This is a genomic window from Paenibacillus sp. G34 (assembly GCF_056856875.1).
Window position 1 is genome coordinate 110,257 of record NZ_CM166469.1, and the last position, 26,906, is coordinate 137,162.

Here is a 26,906-nt window from a genome sequence, read left to right on the forward strand (position 1 = left end):
CCACCTCACCATGACAGACCTCCGAATATGGCTTCAATTAATTTCGTAGCACTCATGTTCCAGCGGGATTTGGCTTGCTCATCCAGTCCGGTTCTCAGGAAATTGTTCATATGGCGATTTTCGAGCACAATGTCATACAAAGGGTCGGTCATGGCCCAGGTGACAGGAGATGTATATGTGAGCTTATAGGTAATGCGCTCCTCGCGGCCATCCCATTCCTTAGTTACGGTATGGCCGTCCTCAAAAGCAATCCGGACAGGAACATTTGGGAAGTCGCTGCCTTTTTTGACAATAGTGACAGAGGACTCGTACATTTTTTGGCCGTCCTTTTCTATAGAAGAAACGTTGATCTTCTCCACAGCAAAATCGGCCATGCCGCTTTGGTAGACGTACTGGTCAAAATAATCCGCCCAAGAGGTGCGGGTGACTTGCTCAACCACCTTCTGGAAATCGACCGTTGCGGGATGTTTAAAACGATATTTTTTGACATACGTCGAAAGGATTCGTTCCATGGTCTTCGCTCCGACTTGCTGTTCGATGCCGAGAAGCACGAGCTTGCCTCGGGTATATACGTTGGAAGCATATTGATTCTGCGAATCAAACTTCCACGAGGGCTGGGTTAGAGGAGCAGGAGATGTGATCAGACCTGATTGTACCGGTAGATTCGGAATCAATCCGTATTCCTGTTCCATCAGTTTATCTTCTGCGTAGGAGGTGAATCCTTCATCCAGCCAAGCCTCTTCAAATTCATTGCTGGCAACCATACCATAGAAGTATTGGTGTCCAATTTCATGTGCAACTGTGCGCTCCAGATCGTAACCCGGTGTTGTGTCATCGGCTCCAAAGGCTGTAATGAGAGTGGGGTACTCCATACCTCCGGCACCGTTTGCGGTTTTTGGCGGGACAACGATAGATAATGTGGCATAAGGATAAGGGCCGAACCACTTGCTGTAATTCGTCAATGCAGCTTTGGCAGCAAAAAGGTAACGCTCTTTCAGATCCTGATGTGCCGGGTCCAAGTAGAGTTTAATACGTACGCCGGGTACGTTGGGGGCAGAGAAGGGTTCTTCTGTATAGACAAAGTCAGGGGAGGCCGCCCAAGCAAAGTCATGCACATCATCGGCATAAAATTGATATACTTTCTCGCCATTCTTCAAGACCGCCTGCTGCGTTGGAAATCCGGTTGCTGCCACTTTGTATGTTTCGGGTACTCGAATACGCACACTGTAGATACCGAAGTCAGCATAGAACTCGGAATTGCCGTGATACTGGTGCAGATTCCAGCCTTCTATGGTACGGCCCCGTCTTCCAGCAGGCTCGTAAGCACTGAGTTTGGGGAACCACTGGCCTGCCATGACAAAATCATCCGTTTTGCCCATTCGTGCGAAGATTTTTGGCAAATTCACTTCGAACTTTGTGCGGATTGTGATGCTTTCCCCACCTTTGACAGGTTTGGGCAGACGAACCTTGATCAGCGTTTTATCTTTGATGTTCCCATCATCCGGTTGTACATACTGCATCCGGTGCAGCAGGGAAAGCCCGTCCTCCGTCTGCATGTCGATAAACTTCATGGAGCCATAACCATCTGTAGGCATGACATCGCCGCGAAGCTTACCGCCGGATTCTTTCATAAATGTAGTATCCGCAGAGGAGAATGCATTCGGGTACATATGAAAATAAAGCTCGTTCACCGTTTTTTTACCCGGATGAGTCCAGGTTATGGTCTGTGTGCCTTGCAGTTTGTTTCCCTCGTTCAGCTTCACATCCATGTGGTATTCAACCACACGTTTGCTGTATACCTCGGCTGTAGGGGATTGTACACTTTCCGGGGGGGCGGGCGCTCCGGTTTTGGCTGGAGGCTTGCCCGATTCTGGAGCGAGTACGGGTAACTCAGATGAAATGGAGCGATTGTAACCGAGTGTGATCCATATCCCTCCGGCAAGCAAACACAAGGCCAGGGATGCGGTGAGCCAGCTCTTGGCGCGTCGTGGAATCATCGTTAAATACCTCCCGTTGACAAGCATCTACAGCATGTATATGTTTGCAATGGGCTGATTATTAGTTAAAATATTTATATCAACTCTTGGAGGCTATGAACATGGACCAAAATGAGCAAAACGGCAAGAAACAGATTGCCTTGAATATCGTGAGTGCGAAGAGCAAACATAAAGGTTTCGGTGCAGGTTCCATTGATCTGAACAACCTTTCACCGGTCATCATTGATCAGGGCGAAGCCAAAATCGACGTTGGTGCAATGCACGCGAAGAGTAAAGTGGAACGAGGCATCAAATTTTCAACCAATCGTGAAGATGTTCCAAATGGACGCCAAGTATGGCTGGTATGGGTCGCTGTAGATCGCACGGAGCAAGGACAGCTGTATGGCGGGGCAACTGCATGTGAGATGTGGATTGATACGGAAGCCAAACGGGGTTGGAAACTACTTGCGGATCACGTCAACCGGATGGATTATGCGATGAAACGCCGATTTATGCTGGATGAACTGGGACCAGAAGACCGAGCGGCATTGAAGACCCTGCTGATCTCCCATAATGAAGAGTGGTGGAACGCATCTCCCGATGAATTGAAAGAGGCGCTTGCTTAGAGTAAAAAAAGAACAAAGCAAAACAAGCCCCGAACCCAGTTATTCTGGTTCAGGGCTTGTTTTGTATTCAGTGCAGATGTGAGGAGGGTCTATACACACATCTGCATATTTATGAGATGTCCATTTCAGTAAATGGAATCATTATACATGAGGCTCTATGACGCAATTAAGTCATTACGGATATGCGTCACTCTACCCACCAGCGTTTGAAATCACTCCACCAGGAATGCTTCTGCTCTTGAATTCCCTTTTGATTCTCTGCCGCACGTTCTTTTTCATCCTGCGCAGCATCCCGTTTCTCTTCCTCGCCACGGCAGACTTCAGTGGGCTCGGTTCCTTGAATAAACACTTCCAGCCGCTTCTCTTCACAGCCGTTGCCTGCGAGTTTTCCGGTCTCCGGATTAATGTATACACTCACGACCTGATCAGGTACGGAGAAGATTTTGGGTGGTACGCTTGCAAGGGCTTGTTCCGTAAACTGGGCAAAGATCGGGGCAGCCCGGCGACCATCCGATGTGGAGATGGCTTTGCCCTGATCATAACCAACCCATACGGCAGTGGACAGCTCAGGGGTGAACCCAACCAACCAGGCATCGGTATTCGTTGTTCCCGTTTTGCCAGCTACCGGGCGTTTAATAGTAGCAGATACCCGATTGCCCGTGCCTCCGTTCTCGAACACACTCTCCATCAGACGTGTCAATACATAGGCTGCTGCCGGTTCAACCACCGTTTCCGCTTTGGTCTGTGGGGATTCATACAGCACCCGTCCGGCAGCATCTGTCACTTGTAAAATGGCTATTGGTGGTGTCCGTTGTCCCCCGGCAGCGATAACGGAAAAGGCAGAAGCCATCTCCAGCGGACTGACAGGTGAAGTGCCCAGTGCAAGAGAAGGCACAGGACTTAGTTTGCTTGTGATGCCAAGATTCTGGGCCATATTCACGACCTGCTCTGGGCCAACCTTCATAATGGTGTTCACTGCATAGATATTATCGGACGCAGCGATGGCTTGCCTGAGATCGATTTCACCCAGGTATTTATCACCAAAGTTTCCGGGTTTGTAGGTTTTGCGATCGTTGTCATAATGAAAGAGCGTAGGCTGACTGTTGAAGATGGAGGCACTGGTAAGCTGCTTCGATTCGAGAGCAGCCAGATACATAATCGGCTTAAAGGCTGATCCCGGCTGACGTGTTGTTGCCAGCACGTGATTGATCTGATTAGTACGATAGTTTTTGCCGCCAACCATAGCTTTGATGTAGCCAGTACGAGGGTCGATGGACACGAGGGCTGTTTCCAGCTCGCTTTTCGCATCCATGCCTTTGACAACAGCCGTTTCCGCAGCTTTCTGCACACGTAAATCCAGTGTCGTGTAGATGTTCAGCCCGCCGTGATCCAGCATCGCTTCGCTGATGCCGAGCTCCTTCACTGCGAGACTTCGAATGTAATCCCGGAAATAAGGCGCGTTCTCCACCGTCTTGCGCTCGCTCTCCGGTTTGAAGTTCAGCATCTCTTCATAGGCGGAGTCTGCTTGTTTTTGCGTAATTTTACCCGTTTCGATCATGGCTTTTAGCACGATTTTCTGCCGATCCTTGGCGTTTTTCATATGGTTGTAGGGTGAGTAATAAGTCGGTCCCTTCGGAATACCTGCAAGCATGGCGCTCTCGGCCAGATCCAGCTTTTTAGCGGATTTACCAAAATACATCTGCGCAGCCGCTTCGATACCATAGGCACCGTGACCGTAATAAATTTCATTCAGATACATCTGCAAAATTTCGTCTTTGCTGTATTTCATCTCAAGCTGTGCAGTATACATAGCTTCTTTGGCTTTACGTGTCCACGTTTTCTCGTGGGACAGGTAGAGATTACGTGCCAGCTGTTGGGTCAGTGTACTTGCTCCTTGAGACATCCGCATGTGCTGAATATTGACAAGGACCGCTCGTCCCATGCCTTGAATGTCGAATCCGAAGTGCTGCCTGAATTTACGATCTTCTACGGCTAGTGTAGCGTTCACCAAATCAGGGGTAATATCCTGAAGTTGAACGGGAATCGAATCCTTGCCGCCAGCGGAAAATGTGGCAATTACCTCGCCCTGGCTATCAAGTAGTCTGGAGTTGCGATCCGAGTCAGCCAGGGGAAGGCTGGTAGCGTATAGATATACCAGAATAGCGGCTGTAGCGATCAGGCCGAGCGCCATAAGTATGGATAGATATTTGATGAATTGGAGTACACGGAACCCGCGTTTGCGGGTCTTGACACTTTGCTTGTTCATGGAACGGGCTCCTCTCTTTTCTTTCCAGTATGGGACGGGAATAACCGGGATATTCAATTGGGCTGCGAAGTGAACAAATTCTAGCCAATTTTGGCCTGAAAACCGTTTTACAGTTGAATCGTCTATCGCGTATAATGCAAAAGGGTAATGAAAAGGTAGGGTTCGGCACAACATACTAAAGCATGTGTGGACGAACAGACCAGTGATTATGCATTTTAAAATGATCACTCATTACTTTTACGGAAAGAAGGTAGCGATCATGGAATTGTGGTTTACAGAGAAGCAGACCCCTGTGTTCGGCATTACCGCTAAGATTAAGCAGACTTACGTCACGGAGCAAACGGATTTTCAGGATCTCGCGATGGTTGAAACCGAAGAATTCGGCAATATGCTTGTACTGGACGGCATGGTGATGACGACGGTTAAGGACGAGTTTGTATATCATGAAATGGCGGCACATCCGGCCTTGAACACTCACCCAAATCCGAAAAAAGTGCTGGTGGTTGGCGGCGGTGACGGCGGTGTAATCCGTGAAGTCATCAAACATGCGGCTGTAGAAAAAGCAGTTCTCGTCGAAATTGACGGTAAAGTGATCGAATATTCCAAAATGTATTTACCTGAAATCGCCGGCAAGCTTGATGAGCCGAACGTTGAAGTGCTTGTTAACGATGGTTACATGCATATCATTGAACATAAAGATGAGTACGATGTTATTATCGTAGACTCAACAGAACCTGTAGGCCCGGCTGCTCCGCTCTTCGAGCGTGGTTTCTATCAGGGGATCTATGAAGCACTCAAAGAAGACGGGATCTTCGTTGCCCAGACGGACAACCCTTGGTTTAAGGCGGATCTGATCCAGAAGGTGAACAAAGATGTCAAAGAAATCTTCCCGATCGTACATGTGTACGGCTGTAATATTCCAACCTACCCAAGTGGTCTATGGACATTTACCATGGGCAGCAAAAAGCATGATCCACTTGAGGTAGACGAGGCTCAAATTCCGGAGATGGATACGAAGTATTACTCTCCGCGTCTGCACAAAGCGGCATTTGTACTTCCAAAATTCGTGGAAGATTTAACGAAATAAAGGGGAAATGAAGATGAAACTGGATCAAGCTTATTCAGGAAACGTATTTATTTGCAGCTCTGAGGATTATGAAAATTCGAAAGCGGTCATCTACGGTATGCCGATGGACTACACCGTCAGCTTCCGTCCGGGTTCGCGTTTCGGCCCGGCTCATATCCGTCAGGCATCGGTTGGACTTGAAGAGTACAGCCCGTATCTGGATAAAAGTATCGTGGATATGACCTATTTTGATGCGGGAGACCTGCTTTTGCCGTTCGGCAACGCGGGACGCAGCCTTGAGGTTATCCATGAGTACATCGGCAACCTGCTGGCAGATGACAAGTTCCCGATTGGCCTGGGCGGCGAGCATCTGGTGACATGGCCCGTGATTCAACAGATGTACAAGAAATACCCGGATCTGATCCTGATCCACATTGATGCACACGCAGACCTTCGTGAACACTATGAAGGCGAGCCTCTGTCTCACTCCACACCTGTGCGTAAAGCTGCTGAACTGATGGGCGGTCAAAATATTTATCAATTCGGTATCCGTTCCGGCTCCCGCGAGGAATTCCAGTATGGTCGTGAGAACATTAACTTCTACCCGTTTGAAGTAGCGGCTCCAATGAAGGAAGCTCTTCCGAAAATGGGCAACCGTCCAGTTTATGTAACGATCGACATCGACGTGCTTGATCCGTCTGCTGCACCAGGAACTGGAACAGCAGAAGCTGGCGGAATCACATCCAAAGAACTGCTTGAAGCGGTACACATGATTGCTGGATCGGATGTGAACGTTGTTGGCTGTGACTTGGTGGAAGTAGCACCAATCTATGATCCGACACAACAGACACAGATCGTAGCGGCCAAGTTGATTCGTGAAATGCTGCTTGGATTCGTGAAGTAAATATTTTTGCAATGCTGAATACACCTAAACGTATAAAGCGAGTATGAAATCCTCGTCTGTGCAGATGTGAACATCTGTGCAGGCGAGTTTTTGTTTTTATAGCAGGATAGTGGCCGATAAAAATGAATTATGCTAGGTTGAAAGTTAAGTTAAGTTAACTTAACTTATGTTTCGGGCTATGTTATACTGGACACATAAGAGTTTAGTAATATATTAATCAATATATTACAGTCGTGAAGTATAGGGTGTGCGGGTTCGACCATATACTAAATAAAGAGTCATTATCGTTGGCGCGATAATGACTCTTAGGACCTGAAAGGCTGTGGATTGCCACGGCGTGCAAGAATTAAATAATGCTATTCAAGCAAAACCCACCGTCAGGCGTTCAACCTTATGAGGTGGGTTTTCGCTTGCTCTGAAGCTTTTTGCGTAACCAACGATACAGCTTTCGTCCACTCAGCACAATGCTGAGGATCGCAGCAATCCACCGGATTACATCAAGCAACGCCACAAGTTTGACCATCGACGTCACCCCCTCTCGGACAGCAACGCCGTGATCAGAAAACATCCACACTCAATCATGAGCCCATACTTCTAATTATAGCACATACGTTCCTGTTACTCTATCGTATAATAGACGTATGTGTATGTTGGGATCGTTTATCCAAAAATAAAAAAAACTCGGGTTAATGAATAAACCGGGTTACATAACGTATTGCACACCACTTTTAACCAGATGAACTCCATCATGGGTAAAGGTGTTTTTTTCTTGCAAAATTGTCATCTTCGTTCACCCGAATTGTTACGATATGAAGCGTGATTTGGGGTAAAACGATAGAAGGAGGTGTCACCGATGAGAATCAAGACAACCAAGAACACCAAGACATGGAAACGAGCAAGTGTGATCACTCTAGTGCTTACACTATTATGGGGAATGGGGCAGGCGCATACATCACCTGATGCCAGCGCAGCACCTTTAACCGCAACATGCGGCACAGGAGATCATGGACTGACATCAGATTTGAAAAAGGGCAGTGGCGTGGAAGGACAGCAGTTGCAATTCACGGATATCGATTTTCTGAATCAAACTACAGGACGGGCGGCAGGTAAAGGGTTCTTGATTGGAACTTCGAATGCAGGCTGTACTTGGCAACCCATATACACGGGACAGTGGCAGTTCGAACAATTAAACTTCCCAAATAACGTTACAGGGTATGCACTGGCGGGCGTGAAGGGCTCCTCACTTACGTATCTCATACGTACGGACGATGGGGGTTCACACTGGAAAAGACTGAGTACATCAGGTGTTCCGCCGTTCAAGCGGATTGATTTTAGCAATAAAAATAACGGCTACGGATACAGCTATAACGGTGCATATCGAACTGTCGATGGCGGTGTGACGTGGAGCGAAATAAATACACCAGCCAACACCAGAGCCGCTACATTTATTACAGATAAGCTGGGGTATGCTGTTATAGTTGTACCCGGGACAGGCTATAAGATCGAGAAGACAAGTAATGGAGGCAAGAGCTGGAATACAGCTCTTCAGGTGAAATCCAGTACATGGAGCGCAGCGGACCTGTATGCGAATGGATATCAGGTATATGCTATCCTGTATGGCGATGCGGGCATGTCCCAGCAATCTTATTCACTCTATGCGAGCGGTGATCAAGGAACGCACTGGAGACAGGTTTTCGCGCAATCGACAGCAGGAGCAGGGCCAGCCCCTGGTTCCAATCAAGATGGCAAAGGAACCGGACCGGCTAATCCCGGTGGACATCCGGGCAACATGGCACTGATTGGTAACCAGACTGCTTATCTCTCTGCTGGATCGCCAGCGGCAGGCAAGGTTGGAATTGGGCGTTCCTTTGATGGGGGTTCCACGTGGAAAAATATTGATCTGAAAGCTCAAGGCTACAGCTCCCGTATCTCCTTTCCGGCAGCCAAGAGTGGCTGGCTTGTTGTGACAAGTGGGAATGCGCCTGCCGTTTATGCAACAACAGATGGTGGAATGACATGGTTAACAAAATTTTTTTTCCAGTCAGAACAAAATTAACAAATTATAAAATGAATTAATGTATTAGCTAATTCAAAACCAAAGCGATTTATGTGTATTTTTAATTGGATTAAAATGATGTAATAACATAATGATCCCTTTTCCTGAGACTGCATAAGGAAAAGGGTTTTTTGTTCAGGAAATAAAAGGGTTGAAAGCTGTCTCGAAACAGGTTATTGTAAGCGTTGACAACACATTTCAAGGAGGTTGAAATAATGGTTAATGTTATTTTAAAAGCTGATTCAGACCAAGGATTAATAAATCGCAATATATACGGTCACTTTTCCGAGCATTTGGGACGTTGTATTTATGAAGGCCTCTGGGTGGGTGAAGATTCACCTATTCCAAATACGGAAGGTATTCGGAACGATGTACTTGCGGCACTTCAGAAGCTGAACATTCCTGTGCTTCGCTGGCCGGGTGGATGTTTTGCCGATGAATATCACTGGAAAGATGGTGTCGGTCCCAAAAGTAAACGTGCACGCATGATCAATACGCATTGGGGTGGTGTTGAAGAGAACAACCATTTCGGTACACATGAATTCATGAGATTATGTGAACTTCTTGGTACAGAGCCGTATATCAGCGGTAACCTCGGCAGTGGAACCGTGCAGGAAATGCAGGAATGGGTGGAATACATTACGTTTGATGGTGAGTCTCCTATGGCGAACTGGCGGAAACAGAATGGCCGGGAAGAGCCGTGGAAACTGAAGTATTTTGGTGTGGGTAATGAGAACTGGGGCTGCGGCGGCAACATGCGTCCAGAATATTATGCGGATGAATACCGTCGTTACGCTACATATGTACGTAATTATTCGGAGAATCAGATTTATAAAATTGCATGTGGACCGAACGATAGCAACTATGAGTGGATGGAAGTATTGATGCGCGAAGCGGCCCGTTTCATGGATGGCATTAGCCTTCATTATTACACGATTCCGACAGGCATATGGGAAGACAAAGGGAATGCTACCGGTTTTGGAGAGGATGAATGGTTTACCACGTTGAAGAAAACGCTGTTTATGGATGAATTGCTCGCAAAACACTCCGAGATCATGGACAAATATGATCCGGAAGGCCGAGTAGGGATTATCGTAGATGAGTGGGGCACGTGGTACAACGTAGAGCCAGGAACCAATCCGGGTTTCCTCTACCAGCAGAATACAATGCGGGATGCCGTGCTCGCAGCAGTGAATCTGAACATCTTCAACCAGCATAACAAACGGGTACATATGGCCAATCTGGCGCAGATCGTCAATGTACTGCAATCCCTTGTGCTCACGGAAGGGGATAAAATGCTTCTGACGCCGACGTACCACGTGTTCGATATGTATCAGGTTCATATGGATGCGCAGCGTCTGGATCTTAGCTATGATAGCCCGGGCTATACGTTTGGAGAAGAAACAATTCCGCAGCTTAGCTTGTCCGCATCACGCAACAAAGACGGTGTTATTCATGTAACCGCATGTAATCTGAGTCATACCGATGAGCTTGAAGTGGTGTGTGAGATTGAAGCAGGTCAGGCAGCGAGTGTGTCGGGGCAGCTTCTGCATAACGCTGACTTCGGGGCTTACAATACGTTTGAACAGCCGGATGAGGTGAAACCTGAAGCATGGGAAGGGCTTGTTTTGGAGAATAATACATTGCGTTTTGTGTTGCCACCGGCTTCTGTTGGTCTGGTCGTTGTCCAGGGTTAAGGTATGAAGTCATTCGGCTACGAACATCAGCGGCTGATCAGTGGGAGAAGAAATGAGCCCTGTAAAGGGTGTGACAGCCAGTATGATATTCATATCAGTGATGCCAAAATGGCACGTCTGGTGGAGATCGCTTCACGCTCCCGCGAAACAGTAGAGGATAATGAGTATGAACGGCGGCTTGCCATCTGCCTGGCCTGTCCGGATTTACAGTACGGAACAACATGTCGGCATTGCGGCTGCCTTGTACAAGTGCGTGCCAAACTGGCGGATTCTACCTGCCCTTACCCGTATACATCCCAGTGGGTATGATCCATTACCTCATTTTTCGGTGTAAAATGAGGGGAGCACGTTTCATTTCATTATAATGAAGCAAGAGGGCAAGCTTCATACAGCAAAGCGGCAAAACGAATGAAGCAAGATAGCCAGATGATTGAAGTAAGATAACCAGATAAATGAAGCACGATAATGAGATAGATGTGAATTAAGGGAGGGTTGCACGATACGTGTGCGGCTCTTCTTTTTGATGCCATAACAAAAAAACTCTGAATTTGGATTTGAATTGAGCGGGTGAACTGGATATAGTTATACAGTAGAGTGTAGGAGAGTAAGTTATTCGAAATATGAGCGTGTATAGCGACACAATCATTCAGGAAGGGCTGTTCTCACCAGCCGTCCTGATTTTGCGTCGCCTCGAATATAATGGAGGTTAACATTCATGTCGAAGATGCGACCGGTTCAGATCCGGCTGCACAGCCGTTATGAAGGGGAAGATGTACTACAGGAAATGCAGGGAGAAGCTGTGGTCAAGGGAGCATACTTGTATGTTCGTTACGAAGAACCACAGGCTGGACCCGAGGGGGGCATGACCCGTACAACATTGAAGCTGGGCGGACAATCCATCAAGATTATACGTCATGGTGAGGTGGAGTCGGAGCAGACGTTTGAATTGAACCGTAAACTTCCTGGTTTCTACCGTTCACCATATATGTCGTTTGCCCTGTCCACGCATACACAAAAGCTGGAACTTTCCATTCAGGGATTGAGCGCACGCGCAGCGTGGAGCTACGACTTTTACCGCTTTGATGAAGAAGCCGGACATTTTGCGATTAGTTTGCATATACAGGAGGAACCAAATTCATGATACGTAATCCACTAGATACGATTAACGAACGGGTAAGTACTGCCATCGGCAACGCCATTGTGGCTGCTGGCATCGTAACACAGGAGGAGCTTCCAGCTATTACGCTTGAAGTGCCGCGCGAGAAGTCCCACGGTGATCTGGCTACCAATGCAGCGATGCAGTTGACCAAGATCGCTAAACGGAACCCTCGTCAGATTGCCGAGGAAATCATCGCTAACCTGAATCTTGCAGAAGCCGGAATTGAAAAAGCGGAGATTGCAGGACCAGGATTCATTAACTTCAAATTGAACAAAAGTTATCTCTATCCCGTGCTTAACTTGGTGCATGAGCAGGGCGAGAACTACGGAAGAATTGATGTTGGAGCGGGGAAAAAGGTGGAGATGGAGTTTGTCAGCGCCAATCCGACAGGCAGTCTGCATCTGGGCCATGCCCGCGGAGCAGCTGTAGGGGATGCGCTGTGCAACATCCTCGATTACGCAGGTTACGATGTAACTCGTGAGTATTACATTAATGATGCGGGCAACCAGGTATTTAACTTGGCGCGTTCCATTGAAGCGCGTTACTTGCAAGAACTCGGTCAAGATGCCGAAATGCCGGAAGATGGCTACCATGGCGAAGACATTAAAGGTTTCGCGAAGGAACTGGTTGCTGAAAAGGGAGACAGCTTGCTGTCTATGCACCCGGGAGATCGCGCAGCATACTTCCGTGATTATGGTCTGGAGAAAGAACTCGACAAGATCAAACGTGACCTGAACCGCTTCCGCGTGAATTTTGATATCTGGTTCAGCGAAACGTCGCTGTATGATAACGGTGAAGTGCTTCGCGTACTGGATGAGCTGCGTGACCGCAACGAAATTTATGAAAAAGACGGCGCAACCTGGCTGAAAACGATGCAATATGGTGATGACAAGGAGCGCGTACTGATCAAAAACGACGGTACGTATACTTACCTGACACCGGATATTGCATATCACCGCGATAAATACTCTCGTGGTTATGACACGATGATCAATATCTGGGGAGCCGATCACCATGGATATATTCCGCGGATGAAAGCAGCGATGCAGGCGCTCGGCAATGATCCGGACAAGCTGGTTGTACTGATTGCACAGATGGTCAGCCTGTTCCAGAACGGTGAGAAAGTGAAAATGTCCAAACGTACGGGTAAAGCGGTAACGATGGAAGACCTGATGGATGAGGTTGGCATTGATGCCATTCGTTATTTCTTCACGATGCGTAGCATGGATTCCCATCTGGACTTTGACATGGATTTGGCGATTTCGACATCCAATGAAAATCCGGTATTCTACGTACAATATGCACATGCGCGTGTGTGCAGTGTGTATCGTCAAGCCGAAGAGCAAGGTATCGAGTTGTTGCCATTGGGACAGATCGATCTGTCCAAGCTGACGACCGAGCATGAATTTGACCTTCTTCGCAAAATGGGTGAACTGCCTGAAGAGATTGCCGCAGCGGCAACAGGTTATGCGCCGCATCGCATCATTCGTTATGTCTACGAACTGGCATCCCTGTTCCATAGTTACTACCGGGCTGAGCGCGTCATTACCGAAGACGCGCAGCAGACCCAAGCGCGTCTGGCGTTGATCGGTGCCGTTCGCACCGTCATCGCGACAGCGCTCCGTCTGGTGGGCGTATCCGCACCAGACAAAATGTAACCCCTTCGGCCCCGCGGCGGCGGCATTATGCCGCTCGGCCGAAGGCAAAGTCTCCATGCCCCGCGCGAGCAGTTGCTTGTGCGCGGGCATGGAGACTTTTTTGTGCCTGCTGCGCAAGGCGTGCCCGGCATCTGCCGGCATCCATTGCTACGCAGCATAGGCATGCCGGCGGCCTGTAGCGCCCGCCGGCTTATCCTCCGCCCTCCTGCATCAGCTTGAGGGCGTCAATCTCGCCACCGCGGATTTTACTCTTCGCGGTGGTGCTTTTGCGGGCGCGCAGCGGAACCGTCGCGCGCTTCACAAGCGTCTTGATCTCGGCTGGGGACAAGCCGGGATGTCTGGCGAGCAGCAACGCGATTGCGCCGCTCACATGGGAGGTGGCCATGGATGTTCCACTCATCTCATGGTGTTTGCCTTGCACCCAGGAGGACACAATTTTGTCCCCGGGGGCATAGACATCCACATAAGCACCGCGATTGCTGAATGAAGCAATACGTCTGTTTTTGTCGGTAGCCCCAACCGAGATGGTCTGCGGATATCGAGCGGGATAATCGATACTGCGGCGTTTGCCGTCATTTCCTGACGAAGCCACAATGACGATTCCTGCATGATATGCACGGTTGACCACATCAAGCAAAGATTTACTGCGTGTTTTCATGCCAAAACTCATATTGATAATATCGACCTTGTTGCGTACACACCAGTCGATGCCAAGGACAATGTCGGAGACATAAGCCGAGCCGTTATGATCGAAGGCTTTGACCGGGTAGATCAAAGCGCGCGGGGCAACCCCGATCATGCCTTCCGTGCTGTTCGCAGCGGCGATTGTTCCCGCAATATGGGTGCCATGCCCGTTGTCATCATGGGGGAGCAGGCTTCGATTCAAAAGATTGATGCCACGGGCAAGAGAATATCGCAGATCAGGATGGTGGTAATCCGCTCCTGTATCAATAACGCCAATTTTGATCCGGTGCCCTGTTGAAACAGACCACACCTTGGGAGCGTGGATCTGTTTGACTCCCCAAGGGATACCTTGAGGGGTACTTGGTTTGTTGTGTAATGCAGTAGAATGCAATACGACAGGGGTATCCTTCTCTACCGTGATGTCATCTCCATAACGATATAAAACGTCCGGGCACTGAACAGGGGCAATGAGGGTTCTAGCCAGCCGGGACGCCCCGACGCCTCCCAGATCGGCGAATTCATTGCGCATTCGGGATAATTCAACGAGACAGGCCTCGTACTGCTGCGGTTTGGCGAATCGAATCAGATAACGTCCTCCGTGTTCAGGCTCGGGGCACCTCATTCCGTCAATCAACTGATGCAATAAACCGGTATAGTCCATTATGGGCTGCCCCCTTCGGGATGAACATGCTGAGGTATTCTATGAATGCGTTCATCCCGGCGCATGGGGAACTTGCCCTTTTTTTACAAAAACATATTCTCTCCGTGTCAAAACGGGCGCAGGAACATATGATGGATGGAGGGCTAGAGGGCTCTTGCGGGGAACCTGGTGAGGAGCAATCCTACGAGGGTATACAGTCAGAAGGCGGAGGGGACTCCGTCTTTTACATATGATTTCTATTTAGGTCCTTCAGGAGATGGGCCACGTAGTATTGAGCAGATCGGTGAATGGATCAAAAGATGATTGTGCAAATATGGAACATGCTTACATAAAAACTTGCTTTTTAACGCTAAATAGGTTTTACTTAGGTTTGTTAATGGATATGTTATACGTAACGTTCCAGTTTGCAGGGGATATAAAGTGAATTATGTGTGAGAGGAAGTGTCTTTAGTGAGTACCTCACTCAATTTGAAAATTGATAAAGAAAAGGTAAGAGAGATCCCTTTGGTGGATCTAGCTTTTATGGTGCTGAAAGCGGCCAATACGCCGTATTACTACCGGGATTTGATGAACGAGGTAGCGAAGCAGCGCGGAATGACGGATGAAGAGATCAACGAGTATATTGCCCAGCTGTATACCGAAATTAATATCGATGGCCGTTTTGCTTGCGTCGGTACGAGTCTGTGGGGATTGAAGCGCTGGTATCCGGTTGCTGGATCAGAAGATTCCATGACAGGTGCGAAGCGTCCGCGTATCATCAACGATGAAGATGATGATCTGGAAGACGAAGACTTCGGTGAAGAAGAAGACAGCTACAACAGCGATGAAGACTTCGACAGCACAGATGATGATCAAGATGAAGATGACGACGATGAAGATGAAGAAGATGACATCTTTGACGAAGACGACAGCGAAGAAGAAGTGCTAGTTGAAGATGACGATCTGGAAGATGAAGACCTCGATGAGGACGATGAAGAGTCCGAAGACGAGGATGAATTTGACGACGATTCTGATAATCGCTAGTCCTTTTTGGTGTCTAATATTTACCCGTTTTTCCCCCTATAGTCAGCCTTGACAGCGGGCGGGGTAACGGGTAAACTATTGCATGGGCTTATGAATGAGCGAGAATATATTTATGTTTTTTTAGAGAAAGTGCCCCGTCCTGCGGGAGTACTTTCTTTTTGTATTTTTAGAGGCAGAATGATGTCAAACGATTACTTTTCCGACTGCTCCCGGCCAAACCTTTTCGGCCTGTTTTTTTGTATGTTCAAACAAGAAATGCAGCCTATAGGTGATGCTCGGTTTGGGGACAAGCGTGGATGAAGGCTCCCGGAAAGTTTGCATTATTTTTCGCCAGGAACGATGTGTAGTTAAAACCGTCTTCGCTGAGAAGAGCAGATCGCAGGTTTAGTTAATTTCTGCCATTGCTCTTTTTAACGATGATTACCTGGGAAACGGGTTACGATAACACCATATATCGCCTGAATTTCTGTACTTATATTAGGAGGGTAATAACAGTGACAAAGTATATTTTCGTGACGGGCGGAGTTGTGTCCTCCCTGGGCAAAGGGATTACGGCAGCCTCGCTGGGCAGATTGCTGAAGAACAGAGGACTCAAGGTAACGATTCAAAAATTCGATCCATACATCAACATTGACCCGGGAACCATGAGTCCTTATCAACATGGTGAGGTATTCGTAACAGATGATGGCGCAGAGACGGACCTGGACCTTGGCCACTACGAACGTTTTATCGACATCAATCTTTCCAAAAACAGCAATGTCACGACAGGTAAAGTGTACTCTTCTGTAATCAGCAAAGAGCGTCGCGGAGAGTATCTGGGCGGTACGGTTCAAGTTATTCCACATATCACAAACGAGATCAAAGAGCGTGTATTCCGCGCTGGACGTGAAGCGGGTTCCGATGTCGTTATTACCGAAATCGGTGGCACAGTGGGCGATATTGAAAGTTTGCCATTCCTGGAAGCGATTCGTCAGATCAAGAGTGATGTAGGCCGTGACAACGTGATGTACATTCACGTTACGTTGATTCCATACATCAAAGCTGCGGGTGAAGTTAAAACAAAACCGACACAACACAGTGTGAAGGAATTGCGCAGCATCGGTATTCAGCCAAACGTTATCGTTTGCCGTACGGAATATGAGCTGTCCAAGGACATGAAAGCCAAAATCGCACTTTTCTGTGATATTGACGAGAATGCGGTAGTCGAGTGCCGTGATGCAAGCACATTGTATGAAGTACCGCTTAACCTTCGTGAAGAAGGACTGGATGAGATCGTGGTTAACCACCTGAAGCTGACTACTCCTGCACCGGATATGAGCGAGTGGGAAGGTCTGGTAAACCGGATTAGCAAGTTGGAGCGCACGGTTGAGATTGCAATCGTTGGTAAATATGTAGCATTGCATGACGCATACCTGAGTGTTGTAGAGTCCCTGTCACATGCAGGTTTTGCTTCCAATGCAGAGGTGAAGATCCGCTGGGTTCACTCTGAAGATATTACAGATGAAAATGTTGGTGACATGCTGCACGGTGTTGGCGGAATTCTCGTTCCTGGTGGTTTCGGTGACCGGGGTATTGAAGGTAAAGTTTCTGCGATCCGTTATGCTCGCGAGAAAAATATTCCATTCTTCGGTATTTGCCTTGGTATGCAGGTTTCCGTCATTGAGTATGCACGTTCCATCGTCGGATTGAACGGAGCAAACAGCTCTGAGATTAACCCGGCTACAGAGTTCCCGGTAATCGATCTTTTGCCTGAGCAAAAAGATATCGAAAACCTGGGCGGTACGATGCGTCTTGGTCTGTACCCTTGTAAGCTGCAAGAAGGTTCTTTGGCGATGGCTTGTTATGATGATGAACTGGTATATGAAAGACACCGTCACCGGTATGAGTTCAACAATGAATACCGTGAAGCGATTGAAAAAGCAGGTCTTGTTATTTCCGGTACATCACCGGATGGACGTCTGGTTGAGATTGTGGAACTTCCTGGACACCCTTGGTTCCTGGCTGTGCAGTTCCACCCGGAATTCACTTCCCGTCCGAATCGTCCGCAACCACTGTTCCGTGAGTTCGTGAAAGCTTCTCTGGAGAATGCGGAGAAATAATAAATTCATTCGTTGATATGCTGGTTTTTATAAGGATGTTTCTCGCTACTACTATAGCGCGGAAGCATCCTTTTCTTTTTAGTAAAGATGTAGATTGATTTAGCCTTTGTCAATTTGAGATAATAGAAGGATTTTAATGGAAGAGGTAGAATACTTATCATGACGACTATGGGATAGTTATCCAGATACAATGTGTATATGCTTTCCTAAATTCTAGGAGGTTACAGCGTGGAAGAGAAAAAAGTTCTGATTGTTGATGACCAAAACGGTATTCGAATTCTACTAATGGAAGTGTTCAGCAGTGAGGGGTATAATACATTTCAGGCGGCGAACGGCAAGATTGCGCTCGAAATCGTCAATAAGGACAAGCCTGACCTGGTTTTGCTGGATATGAAAATTCCGGGCATGGATGGGCTGGAAATACTGAAGCATATCAAGGCGATTGATCCCGATATCAAGGTAATTATGATGACGGCGTATGGAGAACTAGACATGATCAAGGAAGCTACCGATCTTGGTGCGCTTATGCATTTCACGAAACCGTTCGACATCGATGAGATGCGTGTGGCTGTTAATATGCAACTTCGTAACGGCGCTGCAAACAAGTGCAGCTAAATCCTGTAGATACAGGATTTTTTTTCGTCATTCACCAATCTGTGTCTAATCATGAGAAAATGAGGTATTTCACCTGTTTCCATAGGGAATATTGAAAATGGTAACGCCATCATGCTGTGTCTCTGAAAACTGTGCTGCAAAGCACAGCATTTTTGCAAATGCTTGTTTAGTATTTGACATGGGATGTGGTATAATAAGCCCGTATGTGATTTCGGCTAAAAACCATAGACACAACCCAAACCCCTAGGAGGATTGAAACCATGCCATTAGTATCTATGACAGACATGTTGAACAAAGCACTTGAAGGAAAATATGCAGTTGGTCAATACAACATCAACAACCTTGAGTGGACTCAAGCGATTCTTGCTGCCGCTGAAGAAGAGAAATCCCCGGTAATTCTGGGCGTATCCGAAGGTGCAGCACGTCACATTGGTGGCTTCTACACTGTAGTTAAAATGGTAGAAGGACTTATTCACGACATGAAAATCTCCGTACCAGTTGCGATCCACCTGGACCACGGTTCAAGCTTCGACAAATGTAAAGAAGCGATCGATGCTGGATTTACATCCGTTATGATCGACGGTTCTCACCACTCCATCGATGAGAACATCGAAATGACTAAAAAAGTCGTTGAATATGCACACGCTAAAGGCGTTTCTGTAGAAGCCGAAGTAGGTACTGTAGGTGGACAAGAAGACGACGTTATCGGTGGTATTCAATATGCTGACCTGAACGAGTGTATCCGCATCGTTAAAGAAACTGGTATTGACACTTTGGCACCAGCTCTGGGTTCCGTTCACGGTCCTTACCAAGGCGAGCCAAACCTCGGCTTCAAAGAAATGGAAGAAGTTCGTGACGCGGTAAAAGTTCCACTCGTATTGCACGGTGGTACAGGTATTCCTAAGCACGATATCGATAAAGCAATCTCCCTGGGTACTTCCAAAATCAACGTGAACACAGAGAACCAAATCTCGTTCACTAAAGCAGTTCGTGAAGTGCTTGCAGCAAAACCAAATGCTTACGATCCACGTACGTTCATCGTACCAGGTCGCGAAGCAATCAAAGAAACCGTTAAAGGTAAAATCCGTGAGTTTGGTTCTAACAACAAAGCGTAATTTATCTTTACCAGTTCCATACTGTGAAATGGAAGAACACCGCCTAGCCGGTGTCTTTCCATTTTCACACCTTATTTCTACATCGTTAGCCATCAGCACGTATTGCCGTTCATCGGCTGCAAAACACGTAGGGGGACATTAAGCTTTATGGAAAAATTGATGATTAGTGGCGGACGTCCGTTACAGGGAACTGTAACTATAAGCGGCGCCAAAAACAGCGCCATTGCACTTATTCCTGCAGCATTGCTTGCCGAGTCAGAGGTCGTGTTGGATAACTTGCCGTTACTCAGTGACGTGGCCGTGTATGCAGAAATTTTGGAGGAACTTGGAGCGCGCGTAACTTGGGAAGGCAGTCAGATGAAAATTGATCCTTCCGATATTAAATCCATTCCGATGCCGAATGGTCCCGTTAAGAAGCTTCGTGCTTCGTATTATATGATGGGAGCACTGCTTGGACGTTTTAAGGAAGCAACAATAGGTTTGCCTGGAGGTTGTAATTTTGAGCCTCGTCCGATTGATCAACATATCAAAGGGTTTGAAGCGCTTGGCGCAACAGTAACCAATGAACATGGCTCCATCCATTTGCATGCCAAAGAGCTGCGAGGGGCTAAAATATATCTGGATGTAAGCAGTGTTGGTGCAACCATCAACATTATGCTGGCGGCCACCCGTGCCAAAGGCTCTACAATTATTGAAAATGCGGCTAAAGAGCCTGAGATTATAGATGTAGCAACACTTCTCAATTCCATGGGTGCCAGCATCAAAGGTGCAGGTACAGAAACGATCCGAATTGAAGGTGTTTCGGAGCTTAAGGGCTGCCGTCACTCTATCATTCCGGACCGTATTCAGGCGGGTACGTATATGATTGCCGCAGCTGCGACGCGCGGAGATGTACTCATAGATAATGTCATCCCTAAACATTTGGAGGCTTTAACGGCCAAGTTGCTGGAGATGGGAGTGGGGATCGAGGAACTGGATGAGAGCATCCGGGTCATTGGACAACCACATTACAGTCATGTTGATGTAAAAGCGCTGGTTTATCCAGGGTTCCCAACGGATCTTCAGTCACCAATGACCAGTGTATTAACACAGGCAACGGGTGTGAGTGTACTCAGCGATTTTGTATACAGCAATCGGTTCAAACATGTGCCTGAGCTGGTTCGCATGGGCGCTAAAATCCGTGTGGAAGGCAGATCGGCGATTATTGAAGGCAGTGCCCTGAATGCTGCTAAAGTGAAAGCTTCTGATCTTCGTGCCGGTGCAGCACTCGTCATTGCAGGACTTACCGTCAGTGAAGGTGTAACTGAGGTGACGGGTGTTGAATTTATTGATCGTGGTTACGATCATTTGGTAACGAATCTACGTTTGCTTGGTGCGGATGTGTGGCGAGAAACCGAATAAACAAACGTTTATGGGGGCAGCATCGTGTAGATTTCGCTAGGAGCGTGTTTATAGCGGTGCTGCATAACCTATAATAGAATGGGGTATACTATTCTAATAGATTTTGAATTCTCTTCCGGGTATGATGAACGATAACAAGTTCTTTGCCGGAGGGTCTTTTTTTGAAACAAACAACATAAGGCTTTATGAACATCATTCCTTTTCCCCAAATCCCCGGATTTGTTTGAACCTGCGCTCCATAGCCGGTCTTCCCGGATCGATCGCCCCATGTTAGGAGTTCACTCATTAGCGGATCATGCCATGTTATGGCCATTCCACCCGGACACTTACACACAAAGACAAGTATTTGCATTTTAACGGTTACATTCCGTACAATGGACAGAAGAGATTGTGGGCAAGAACTGCGCTCTATAGCTTGAATAGCTAACGAAACTATCCATTTCACGGACTCATTAATTGAATAGGTGGTTATTATATGGATCTGCAAATTTCCGATTTGGAAGAAATGAAACTAACGGACCTCTATAAGCTGGCGAAAAAATACCAGATTCCTTATTACGGGACCCTCAAAAAGAAAGAATTGATCTTTGCTATACTCCGTGCACAAGCGGAACAAAGCGGTTTGATGTTTATGCAAGGTGTACTGGAGATTTTACCTGAAGGTTATGGCTTTTTGAGGCCAATTAACTATTTGCCAAGTACAGAAGATATTTATATCTCGGCTTCACAGATTCGCAAGTTTGATCTCAGAACAGGTGACCTTGTATCGGGTAAATGCCGAACACCAAAGGAAAATGAAAGATATTTCGGTTTATTGCAAGTCAACGCTGTGAATGGTGAGAATCCATCGGCGGCTGCGGAGAGACTTCACTTCCCGGCATTAACCCCATTGTACCCGCAGAAAAAACTGGTTCTTGAAACATCCCCGAGCCATTTATCCACACGTATCATGGATGTGCTTGCCCCGGTAGGGTTGGGACAGCGTGGATTGATTGTAGCGCCGCCCAAAGCCGGTAAAACCCTTCTCCTCAAAGAAATTGCCAACAGCATCTCAACTAACAATCCAGAAATTGAACTATTTGTCCTGTTGATTGATGAACGTCCAGAGGAAGTAACGGATATGTCTCGTTCGGTAAAAGGGGAAGTTGTGGCTTCCACGTTTGATGAGCTGCCAGAGAATCATATTAAGGTAGCAGAACTGGTGCTTGAACGTGCTTTGCGTTTGGTTGAAGCCAAAAAGGATGTCGTTATTTTGCTGGATAGTATTACACGTCTGGCCCGTGCATATAACCTGGTGATTCCACCATCTGGACGTACATTAAGCGGCGGTATTGATCCAGCGGCATTCCATCGTCCGAAGCGTTTCTTTGGTTCTGCTCGTAATGTAGAAGAAGGCGGCAGCTTGACCATTTTGGCTACAGCGTTGATTGATACCGGATCACGGATGGATGACATCATTTATGAAGAATTTAAAGGTACGGGTAATATGGAGCTTCATCTGGATCGCAAATTGGCTGAACGCCGTATTTTCCCTGCCATTGATATTCGTCGTTCCGGTACACGCCGTGAAGAGGTACTGCTTAGCAAGGAAGAGCTCGATACGATCTGGGCCATTCGTAAAAATATGAATGATTCCCATGACTTCGTTGAAGGTTTCTTGAAGAAACTACGTAATAGTAAAACGAATGCCGAGTTCCTGGCTGCCTTTGATGCGGCTGGTAACAGTCCGTCCAGCAATGCAGGAACAACAACTACTCGTCGCTCACCAAGACAGACAGCTACATCGGGATCATCGAATTAACATTTGAATCGCAGCCTAATTCTATATAGCGAAGCCATGATTAGGTAAAACCAATGGATGAAATGGCGCGTCTTTAGAATGGCTGCGTTATTATACACTCGTCGTTAGGTTTAACCCAATAGATGTGAGGAGAACATCATGTATTTAGTATACGCAGATGAAAAAGGTAATGTTTTTGATCATCCATCCCTGTACGGGCTTGCCCGCAGCGGAGATATGATTGTGGAGATTATGGAGGATGAGTTGATTCCTCTGCCGGAAGGTGCAACATTGGTTGGTCTTCCGAGTACCCGGCCAATTGGTATGGACCCGGATACGGGCGAGATGCTGCCGTTGCCAAGTGACACACAAGCCGTAGGTGCACTGTTGCCGCAAGGTTTCACACGTCTGTGCTTGCCTGGTTATGTGAAGACTGACAAGGAGTATAAGCTGCCTTTGTTCGGTTATTCGGCTGTCGTATGGAAAGATGGAGGTTTTTACGTTACAGCTTCCCAATCCGATATTCCGGAGAAATGGAACCCGATAAATTGTGATCGTGACGATGTTCGTTCGGGAGTTAAACGATTTACTGAAAAGTATCCACAGAACCGTCTTTACACTCATTTGTCCAACTGTGCACTTGGTTATGAGTGTCTCACGTCTTCCAACACGTTCTTGAATCGCTGGGAGGGTGGTGTGCCTGTATCGTACTCATGTAATGCTGGCTGTTTCGGCTGTATCTCTGAACAGCCGGATGACAGTGGTTTTGTATCACCACAGACTCGGATGAATTTCCGCCCACGTGTGGATGAGATCGTAGAGGTGATGCTGGAACATCTGAAAACGCCTGAATCTATTATTAGCTTCGGACAGGGATGTGAAGGCGAACCTTCCACACAGGCCAAGTTAATTATTGAGGCGATTCGGGAAGTGCGATCCATTACGGATATGGGCTATATCAACATTAATACCAATGCGGGATTGAATGATCATATCCGCGGCATTGTGGACGCAGGGCTGGATCTGATGCGTGTAAGTACGATCAGTGCACTGGATGATCATTATAATGCATATTACAAACCACGTGGGTACACACTCGCTAATGTAGAGAAGTCCATGAAGTACGCTGCAGAGCAGGGAGTATATACATCCATTAACTATCTGATCTTCCCGGGTGTAACGGATCGTGAGGAAGAGATCGAGGCGATGATTGAGTTTGCTCGCCGGACTAACCTTCGTTTGATTCAGATGCGTAATCTGAATATTGATCCGGAGAGTTATCTGGAGTTAATTCCACCAGCACAGGGCGATATTTTGGGGATGAAGCAGATGCTCGAGATCTTTGCCGAAGAGTTGCCGGATGTTGTTATTGGGTCATATACTCATGTTCCGCCGGCAGGGATGGCTCGTCCTAAAAAGCTGATTACCTCTTGAATGAATTAGATTGCAACCGGGTTTAGGCCGTGTTATAATCTGCTGTGTTGTGCCATTTACTCTGGGTCCGCTTGAGGCTCAGGGCGGAAAGAGGTGAAAGGTAATGAAAGAAGCAATTCATCCTAAATACACGATTGGTCAAGTATCCTGCGCATGCGGTAATACTTTTGAGACTGGTTCGGTTAAAGACGGACTTCGTGTAGAGATTTGCTCCGCGTGCCACCCGTTCTTCACAGGTAAACAGAAGTTTATCGATGTTGGCGGCCGTGTGGATCGTTTCAAAAAGAAATACGGAATCTAATAGCACAATTCCCTGGGAATTGTCTACTTATTGCATCCCAATCACCCCTGCTATTTTGGCAGGGGTTTTTTAGTTGCTTATACAAAAGAAGTGTGTAGTCTCTATTAGTCTCTATTTTCCAGCCAGTTGCATTTTGGACTACCTTACGTTATACTATTTCTTACCGTGCTAGATGGGGAGGTAGCGGTGCCCTGTAACTCGCAATCCGCTATAGCGAGGTTGAATTCCTGTTAGAGGTTTTGTCGATGTGAGGTTTGGTCCCTGAACGTGGTGTTGACGGTTGGGTCCTTCGCAATGAGTACTCGCGAACCTGGTCAGGTCCGGAAGGAAGCAGCCATAAGTGAGATCACTCTTGTGCCGAAGGGTTGCCTAGCCTGAGCTATTGTTCAGGGGTGCCGCTTGGATCGCAAATATCAATAACAGGTGCACGGCTTAATTCTTTAAAATGTAGAGACCTTTGCAGCAGTATGAATGCAGGGGTCTTTTTTGATATGTTAAAAAAACCACACATGAAATGAGTCAGATAAAGTTTGGATTCACCTTGGAATATAGTATAATGGGGTGACGACAACGGACTCGAATGCGAAGTGGAAGGAAGGTAACGCATCATGGAGCATATCGCGTTATACCGGGCGTGGCGTCCTCAGTCGTTCCAGGATATGGTGGGACAACAACATATTATTCAGACCTTGCAGAACGCGATTCGTGAGCAGCGGACTTCCCATGCCTATTTGTTTAGCGGGCCCCGAGGGACGGGGAAGACGAGTGCGGCCAAAATATTGGCCAAAGCTGTAAACTGTGAACGCGGACCTGCAACTGAGCCTTGTAACGAATGTGAGGCTTGCCGCCGAATTACGAACGGCGCTGTGATGGATGTACAGGAGATTGATGCTGCATCCAATCGGGGCGTCGAAGAGATCCGAGATCTTCGGGAAAAGGTGAAATATGCCCCGACCGAAGTCCGGCAGAAGGTTTATATTATTGATGAAGTGCACATGTTGACGACAGAGGCGTTCAATGCTTTGCTCAAAACATTGGAGGAACCACCGCCGCATGTGATGTTTATTTTGGCAACGACAGAACCGCACCGTTTGCCGGCTACTATTATATCGCGCTGTCAACGATTTGATTTTCGCCGGGTATCTCTGGAGGAACAGACAGCCAGACTGGCTTTGATCTGTGAACAGGAAGGTATGGAAGCGGATCACGATGCTTTGCAGTACATTGCCCGTTTATCAGATGGTGGGATGAGGGACGCGCTCAGTGTGCTGGATCAAATCTCTTCATTTACCGATGGGAAAGTAACGTATCAGCAAGTTATGGATATGACAGGTGGTATTGCTTCTGAGCAATTCGCCAAGCTCGCAGCTTCTTTACTCAAAGGGGATGTCGGTCATATTTTGCAAATGATTGAAGGTTTTATGCATGAGGGCAAGAGTGCGGACAAGTGTATGGAGAATCTGCTCTATTATTTCCGCGATTTGCTGATGATCAAGATGGTGCCGGATGCGGACAAGCTGACAGATCGGGTATTGAATCCGGAATCGTTTAGTGAAATGGCAGAATCGTTCACGAAGGAACAATTGTTCCAGATGATCGATACGCTGAATCGGTACCAGAGTGAGATGAAATATGCAGTTCAGCCGCAGACATTATTTGAGGTAGCCTTGCTTAAACTGTGTAGTATTCCAGCTTCGGGTGGAGCGGCTGCCGCGGTTGGGTCAACTTCTCCGTCAGCACCAGCTGATGCAGGGGAGATCAACCGGTTGAAACAGCAGCTTTCTGAACTGGAGAAAAAGCTTGATCGGGTGCTCAAAAGCGGTTTATCGGGTGGAGAAGGCGCCTCAAGCGCACCTGCTCGGCCAGCAACGCGTGCGCCTATGTCCAGAGCGAACGCTCCGGTGAAGCTTCCGGCGAATTTGGATCAATATATTGCGCGCAAAGGGTCTCCGGAATTCACGGAGATCAGCAAAAAATGGAGCCAGATTTTGCAACGTGTCAAAGAGGAGAAGGTTACAGTTCACGCCTGGTTCATGGATGGCGAGCCAGTTTCATTGCTTGAAGATAATGTACTGGTTGCTTTCAAAAACAACATTCACCGTGAAACAACGGAGAAGCAGGCGAACCGTGATGTCATTGAGCGTGTGCTTTCTGAACAGCTTGGTCGTCAGGCGCGACTTGTGACGATGATGCTCAGAGATTGGACTGGCGCGATGGAAGGAGCTTCTGAAACGCCAAAGGAGGATTTTAAGCTTGAACCAGAGCATGAAGACGGCGGTTCAGGCGATAAACAGCCTTGGATTGATGAAGCTATTCAGCTATTTGGCGAGGATCTTGTAGTCATTAAAGAATAGTGTAATGAAATAATTGTAGTGTGTATAATTC

The 26,906-nt window shown here is 47.4% G+C and carries 21 protein-coding genes and 1 other RNA gene; 18 read left to right on the plus strand and 4 right to left on the minus strand.

Annotation, left to right across the window (positions count from 1 at the left end):
- Positions 1–5 precede the first annotated feature (5 nt).
- Positions 6–1,997 (minus strand): M1 family metallopeptidase, encoded by a 1,992-nt coding sequence (locus AC1VYS_RS00520; protein ID WP_482912594.1) that lies wholly within the window; start codon positions 1,995–1,997, stop codon positions 6–8.
- Between the two features lie 101 nt (positions 1,998–2,098).
- On the opposite strand from AC1VYS_RS00520, the gene AC1VYS_RS00525 reads away from it, so the two are divergent.
- Complete coding sequence (locus AC1VYS_RS00525; RefSeq protein WP_445648387.1) at positions 2,099–2,602, plus strand: YwhD family protein; 504 nt, start codon at positions 2,099–2,101, stop codon at positions 2,600–2,602.
- Positions 2,603–2,789: 187 nt separating this feature from the next.
- Here the strand turns inward: AC1VYS_RS00525 and AC1VYS_RS00530 are convergent, their stop codons facing one another.
- Positions 2,790–4,868 (minus strand): transglycosylase domain-containing protein, encoded by a 2,079-nt coding sequence (locus AC1VYS_RS00530; RefSeq protein WP_482912595.1) that lies wholly within the window; start codon positions 4,866–4,868, stop codon positions 2,790–2,792.
- A 259-nt stretch (positions 4,869–5,127) separates the two neighbouring features.
- Between AC1VYS_RS00530 and speE the strand changes: the two genes are divergently transcribed.
- Together speE and speB are read left to right on the plus strand one after the other, a co-directional pair.
- Positions 5,128–5,955: a polyamine aminopropyltransferase gene (gene speE / locus AC1VYS_RS00535; protein ID WP_154892133.1), complete on the plus strand. Its 828-nt coding sequence runs from the start codon at positions 5,128–5,130 to the stop codon at positions 5,953–5,955.
- Between the two features lie 13 nt (positions 5,956–5,968).
- Positions 5,969–6,838: an agmatinase gene (gene speB, locus AC1VYS_RS00540; protein ID WP_090924873.1), complete on the plus strand. Its 870-nt coding sequence runs from the start codon at positions 5,969–5,971 to the stop codon at positions 6,836–6,838.
- Positions 6,839–7,229: 391 nt separating this feature from the next.
- On the opposite strand, the gene AC1VYS_RS00545 is transcribed toward speB, so the two are convergent.
- Positions 7,230–7,361, minus strand: coding sequence for a hypothetical protein (locus tag AC1VYS_RS00545; protein WP_311282567.1), 132 nt, complete (start codon positions 7,359–7,361; stop codon positions 7,230–7,232).
- Positions 7,362–7,691: 330 nt separating this feature from the next.
- Here AC1VYS_RS00545 and AC1VYS_RS00550 point away from each other — a divergent pair, with 330 nt between their 5' ends.
- The 5 genes from AC1VYS_RS00550 (at position 7,692) to argS (ending at position 13,408) form a co-directional block, all read left to right on the plus strand.
- Positions 7,692–8,894 carry a WD40/YVTN/BNR-like repeat-containing protein gene (locus AC1VYS_RS00550; RefSeq protein ID WP_482912596.1) on the plus strand — a complete coding sequence of 401 codons (1,203 nt, stop codon included), beginning with the start codon at positions 7,692–7,694 and terminating at the stop codon, positions 8,892–8,894.
- Positions 8,895–9,109: 215 nt separating this feature from the next.
- Positions 9,110–10,591 (plus strand): alpha-N-arabinofuranosidase, encoded by a 1,482-nt coding sequence (locus AC1VYS_RS00555; RefSeq protein WP_482912597.1) that lies wholly within the window; start codon positions 9,110–9,112, stop codon positions 10,589–10,591.
- A 3-nt stretch (positions 10,592–10,594) separates the two neighbouring features.
- Positions 10,595–10,900, plus strand: coding sequence for a DUF6171 family protein (locus tag AC1VYS_RS00560; RefSeq protein WP_482912598.1), 306 nt, complete (start codon positions 10,595–10,597; stop codon positions 10,898–10,900).
- Between the two features lie 406 nt (positions 10,901–11,306).
- Positions 11,307–11,732 carry a YwiB family protein gene (locus AC1VYS_RS00565; RefSeq protein WP_441930906.1) on the plus strand — a complete coding sequence of 142 codons (426 nt, stop codon included), beginning with the start codon at positions 11,307–11,309 and terminating at the stop codon, positions 11,730–11,732.
- Entirely contained in the window at positions 11,729–13,408 is a 1,680-nt protein-coding gene (argS, locus tag AC1VYS_RS00570; protein WP_482912599.1) for an arginine--tRNA ligase, read from the plus strand. The genes AC1VYS_RS00565 and argS overlap by 4 nt, the downstream gene beginning before the upstream one ends.
- Before the next feature lie 190 nt (positions 13,409–13,598).
- Here the strand turns inward: argS and AC1VYS_RS00575 are convergent, their stop codons facing one another.
- On the minus strand, positions 13,599–14,753 hold the full coding sequence (locus AC1VYS_RS00575; RefSeq protein WP_482912600.1) for a S8 family peptidase: 1,155 nt from the start codon (positions 14,751–14,753) through the stop codon (positions 13,599–13,601).
- Between the two features lie 450 nt (positions 14,754–15,203).
- Between AC1VYS_RS00575 and rpoE the strand changes: the two genes are divergently transcribed.
- From rpoE to dnaX, 10 genes are all read left to right on the plus strand, one after another.
- Positions 15,204–15,776 (plus strand): DNA-directed RNA polymerase subunit delta, encoded by a 573-nt coding sequence (rpoE, locus tag AC1VYS_RS00580; protein WP_482912601.1) that lies wholly within the window; start codon positions 15,204–15,206, stop codon positions 15,774–15,776.
- 494 nt (positions 15,777–16,270) lie between these two features.
- Positions 16,271–17,875, plus strand: coding sequence for a CTP synthase (locus AC1VYS_RS00585; RefSeq protein WP_441930898.1), 1,605 nt, complete (start codon positions 16,271–16,273; stop codon positions 17,873–17,875).
- 228 nt (positions 17,876–18,103) lie between these two features.
- A complete protein-coding gene (locus AC1VYS_RS00590) occupies positions 18,104–18,490 on the plus strand; it encodes a response regulator (RefSeq protein ID WP_441930896.1) in 387 nt (128 codons plus the stop codon).
- Positions 18,491–18,750: 260 nt separating this feature from the next.
- Positions 18,751–19,605, plus strand: a complete 855-nt coding sequence (fba, locus tag AC1VYS_RS00595) for a class II fructose-1,6-bisphosphate aldolase (RefSeq protein ID WP_482912602.1) — start codon at positions 18,751–18,753, stop codon at positions 19,603–19,605.
- A 147-nt stretch (positions 19,606–19,752) separates the two neighbouring features.
- Positions 19,753–21,006: a UDP-N-acetylglucosamine 1-carboxyvinyltransferase gene (locus tag AC1VYS_RS00600; RefSeq protein WP_441930892.1), complete on the plus strand. Its 1,254-nt coding sequence runs from the start codon at positions 19,753–19,755 to the stop codon at positions 21,004–21,006.
- A gap of 475 nt (positions 21,007–21,481) precedes the next feature.
- A complete protein-coding gene (gene rho / locus AC1VYS_RS00605; RefSeq protein ID WP_482912603.1) occupies positions 21,482–22,807 on the plus strand; it encodes a transcription termination factor Rho in 1,326 nt (441 codons plus the stop codon).
- Positions 22,808–22,945: 138 nt separating this feature from the next.
- The gene (locus AC1VYS_RS00610; protein WP_482912604.1) at positions 22,946–24,220 is read left to right on the plus strand and encodes a radical SAM family protein; all 1,275 of its coding nucleotides are present in this window, start codon (positions 22,946–22,948) and stop codon (positions 24,218–24,220) included.
- Positions 24,221–24,323: 103 nt separating this feature from the next.
- A complete protein-coding gene (gene rpmE / locus AC1VYS_RS00615) occupies positions 24,324–24,521 on the plus strand; it encodes a 50S ribosomal protein L31 (RefSeq protein WP_441930886.1) in 198 nt (65 codons plus the stop codon).
- 163 nt (positions 24,522–24,684) lie between these two features.
- Positions 24,685–24,952: signal recognition particle sRNA large type (ffs, locus tag AC1VYS_RS00620), an RNA gene on the plus strand.
- A 177-nt stretch (positions 24,953–25,129) separates the two neighbouring features.
- The gene (gene dnaX / locus AC1VYS_RS00625; RefSeq protein WP_482912605.1) at positions 25,130–26,875 is read left to right on the plus strand and encodes a DNA polymerase III subunit gamma/tau; all 1,746 of its coding nucleotides are present in this window, start codon (positions 25,130–25,132) and stop codon (positions 26,873–26,875) included.
- The last annotated feature ends 31 nt before the right edge of the window (positions 26,876–26,906 follow it).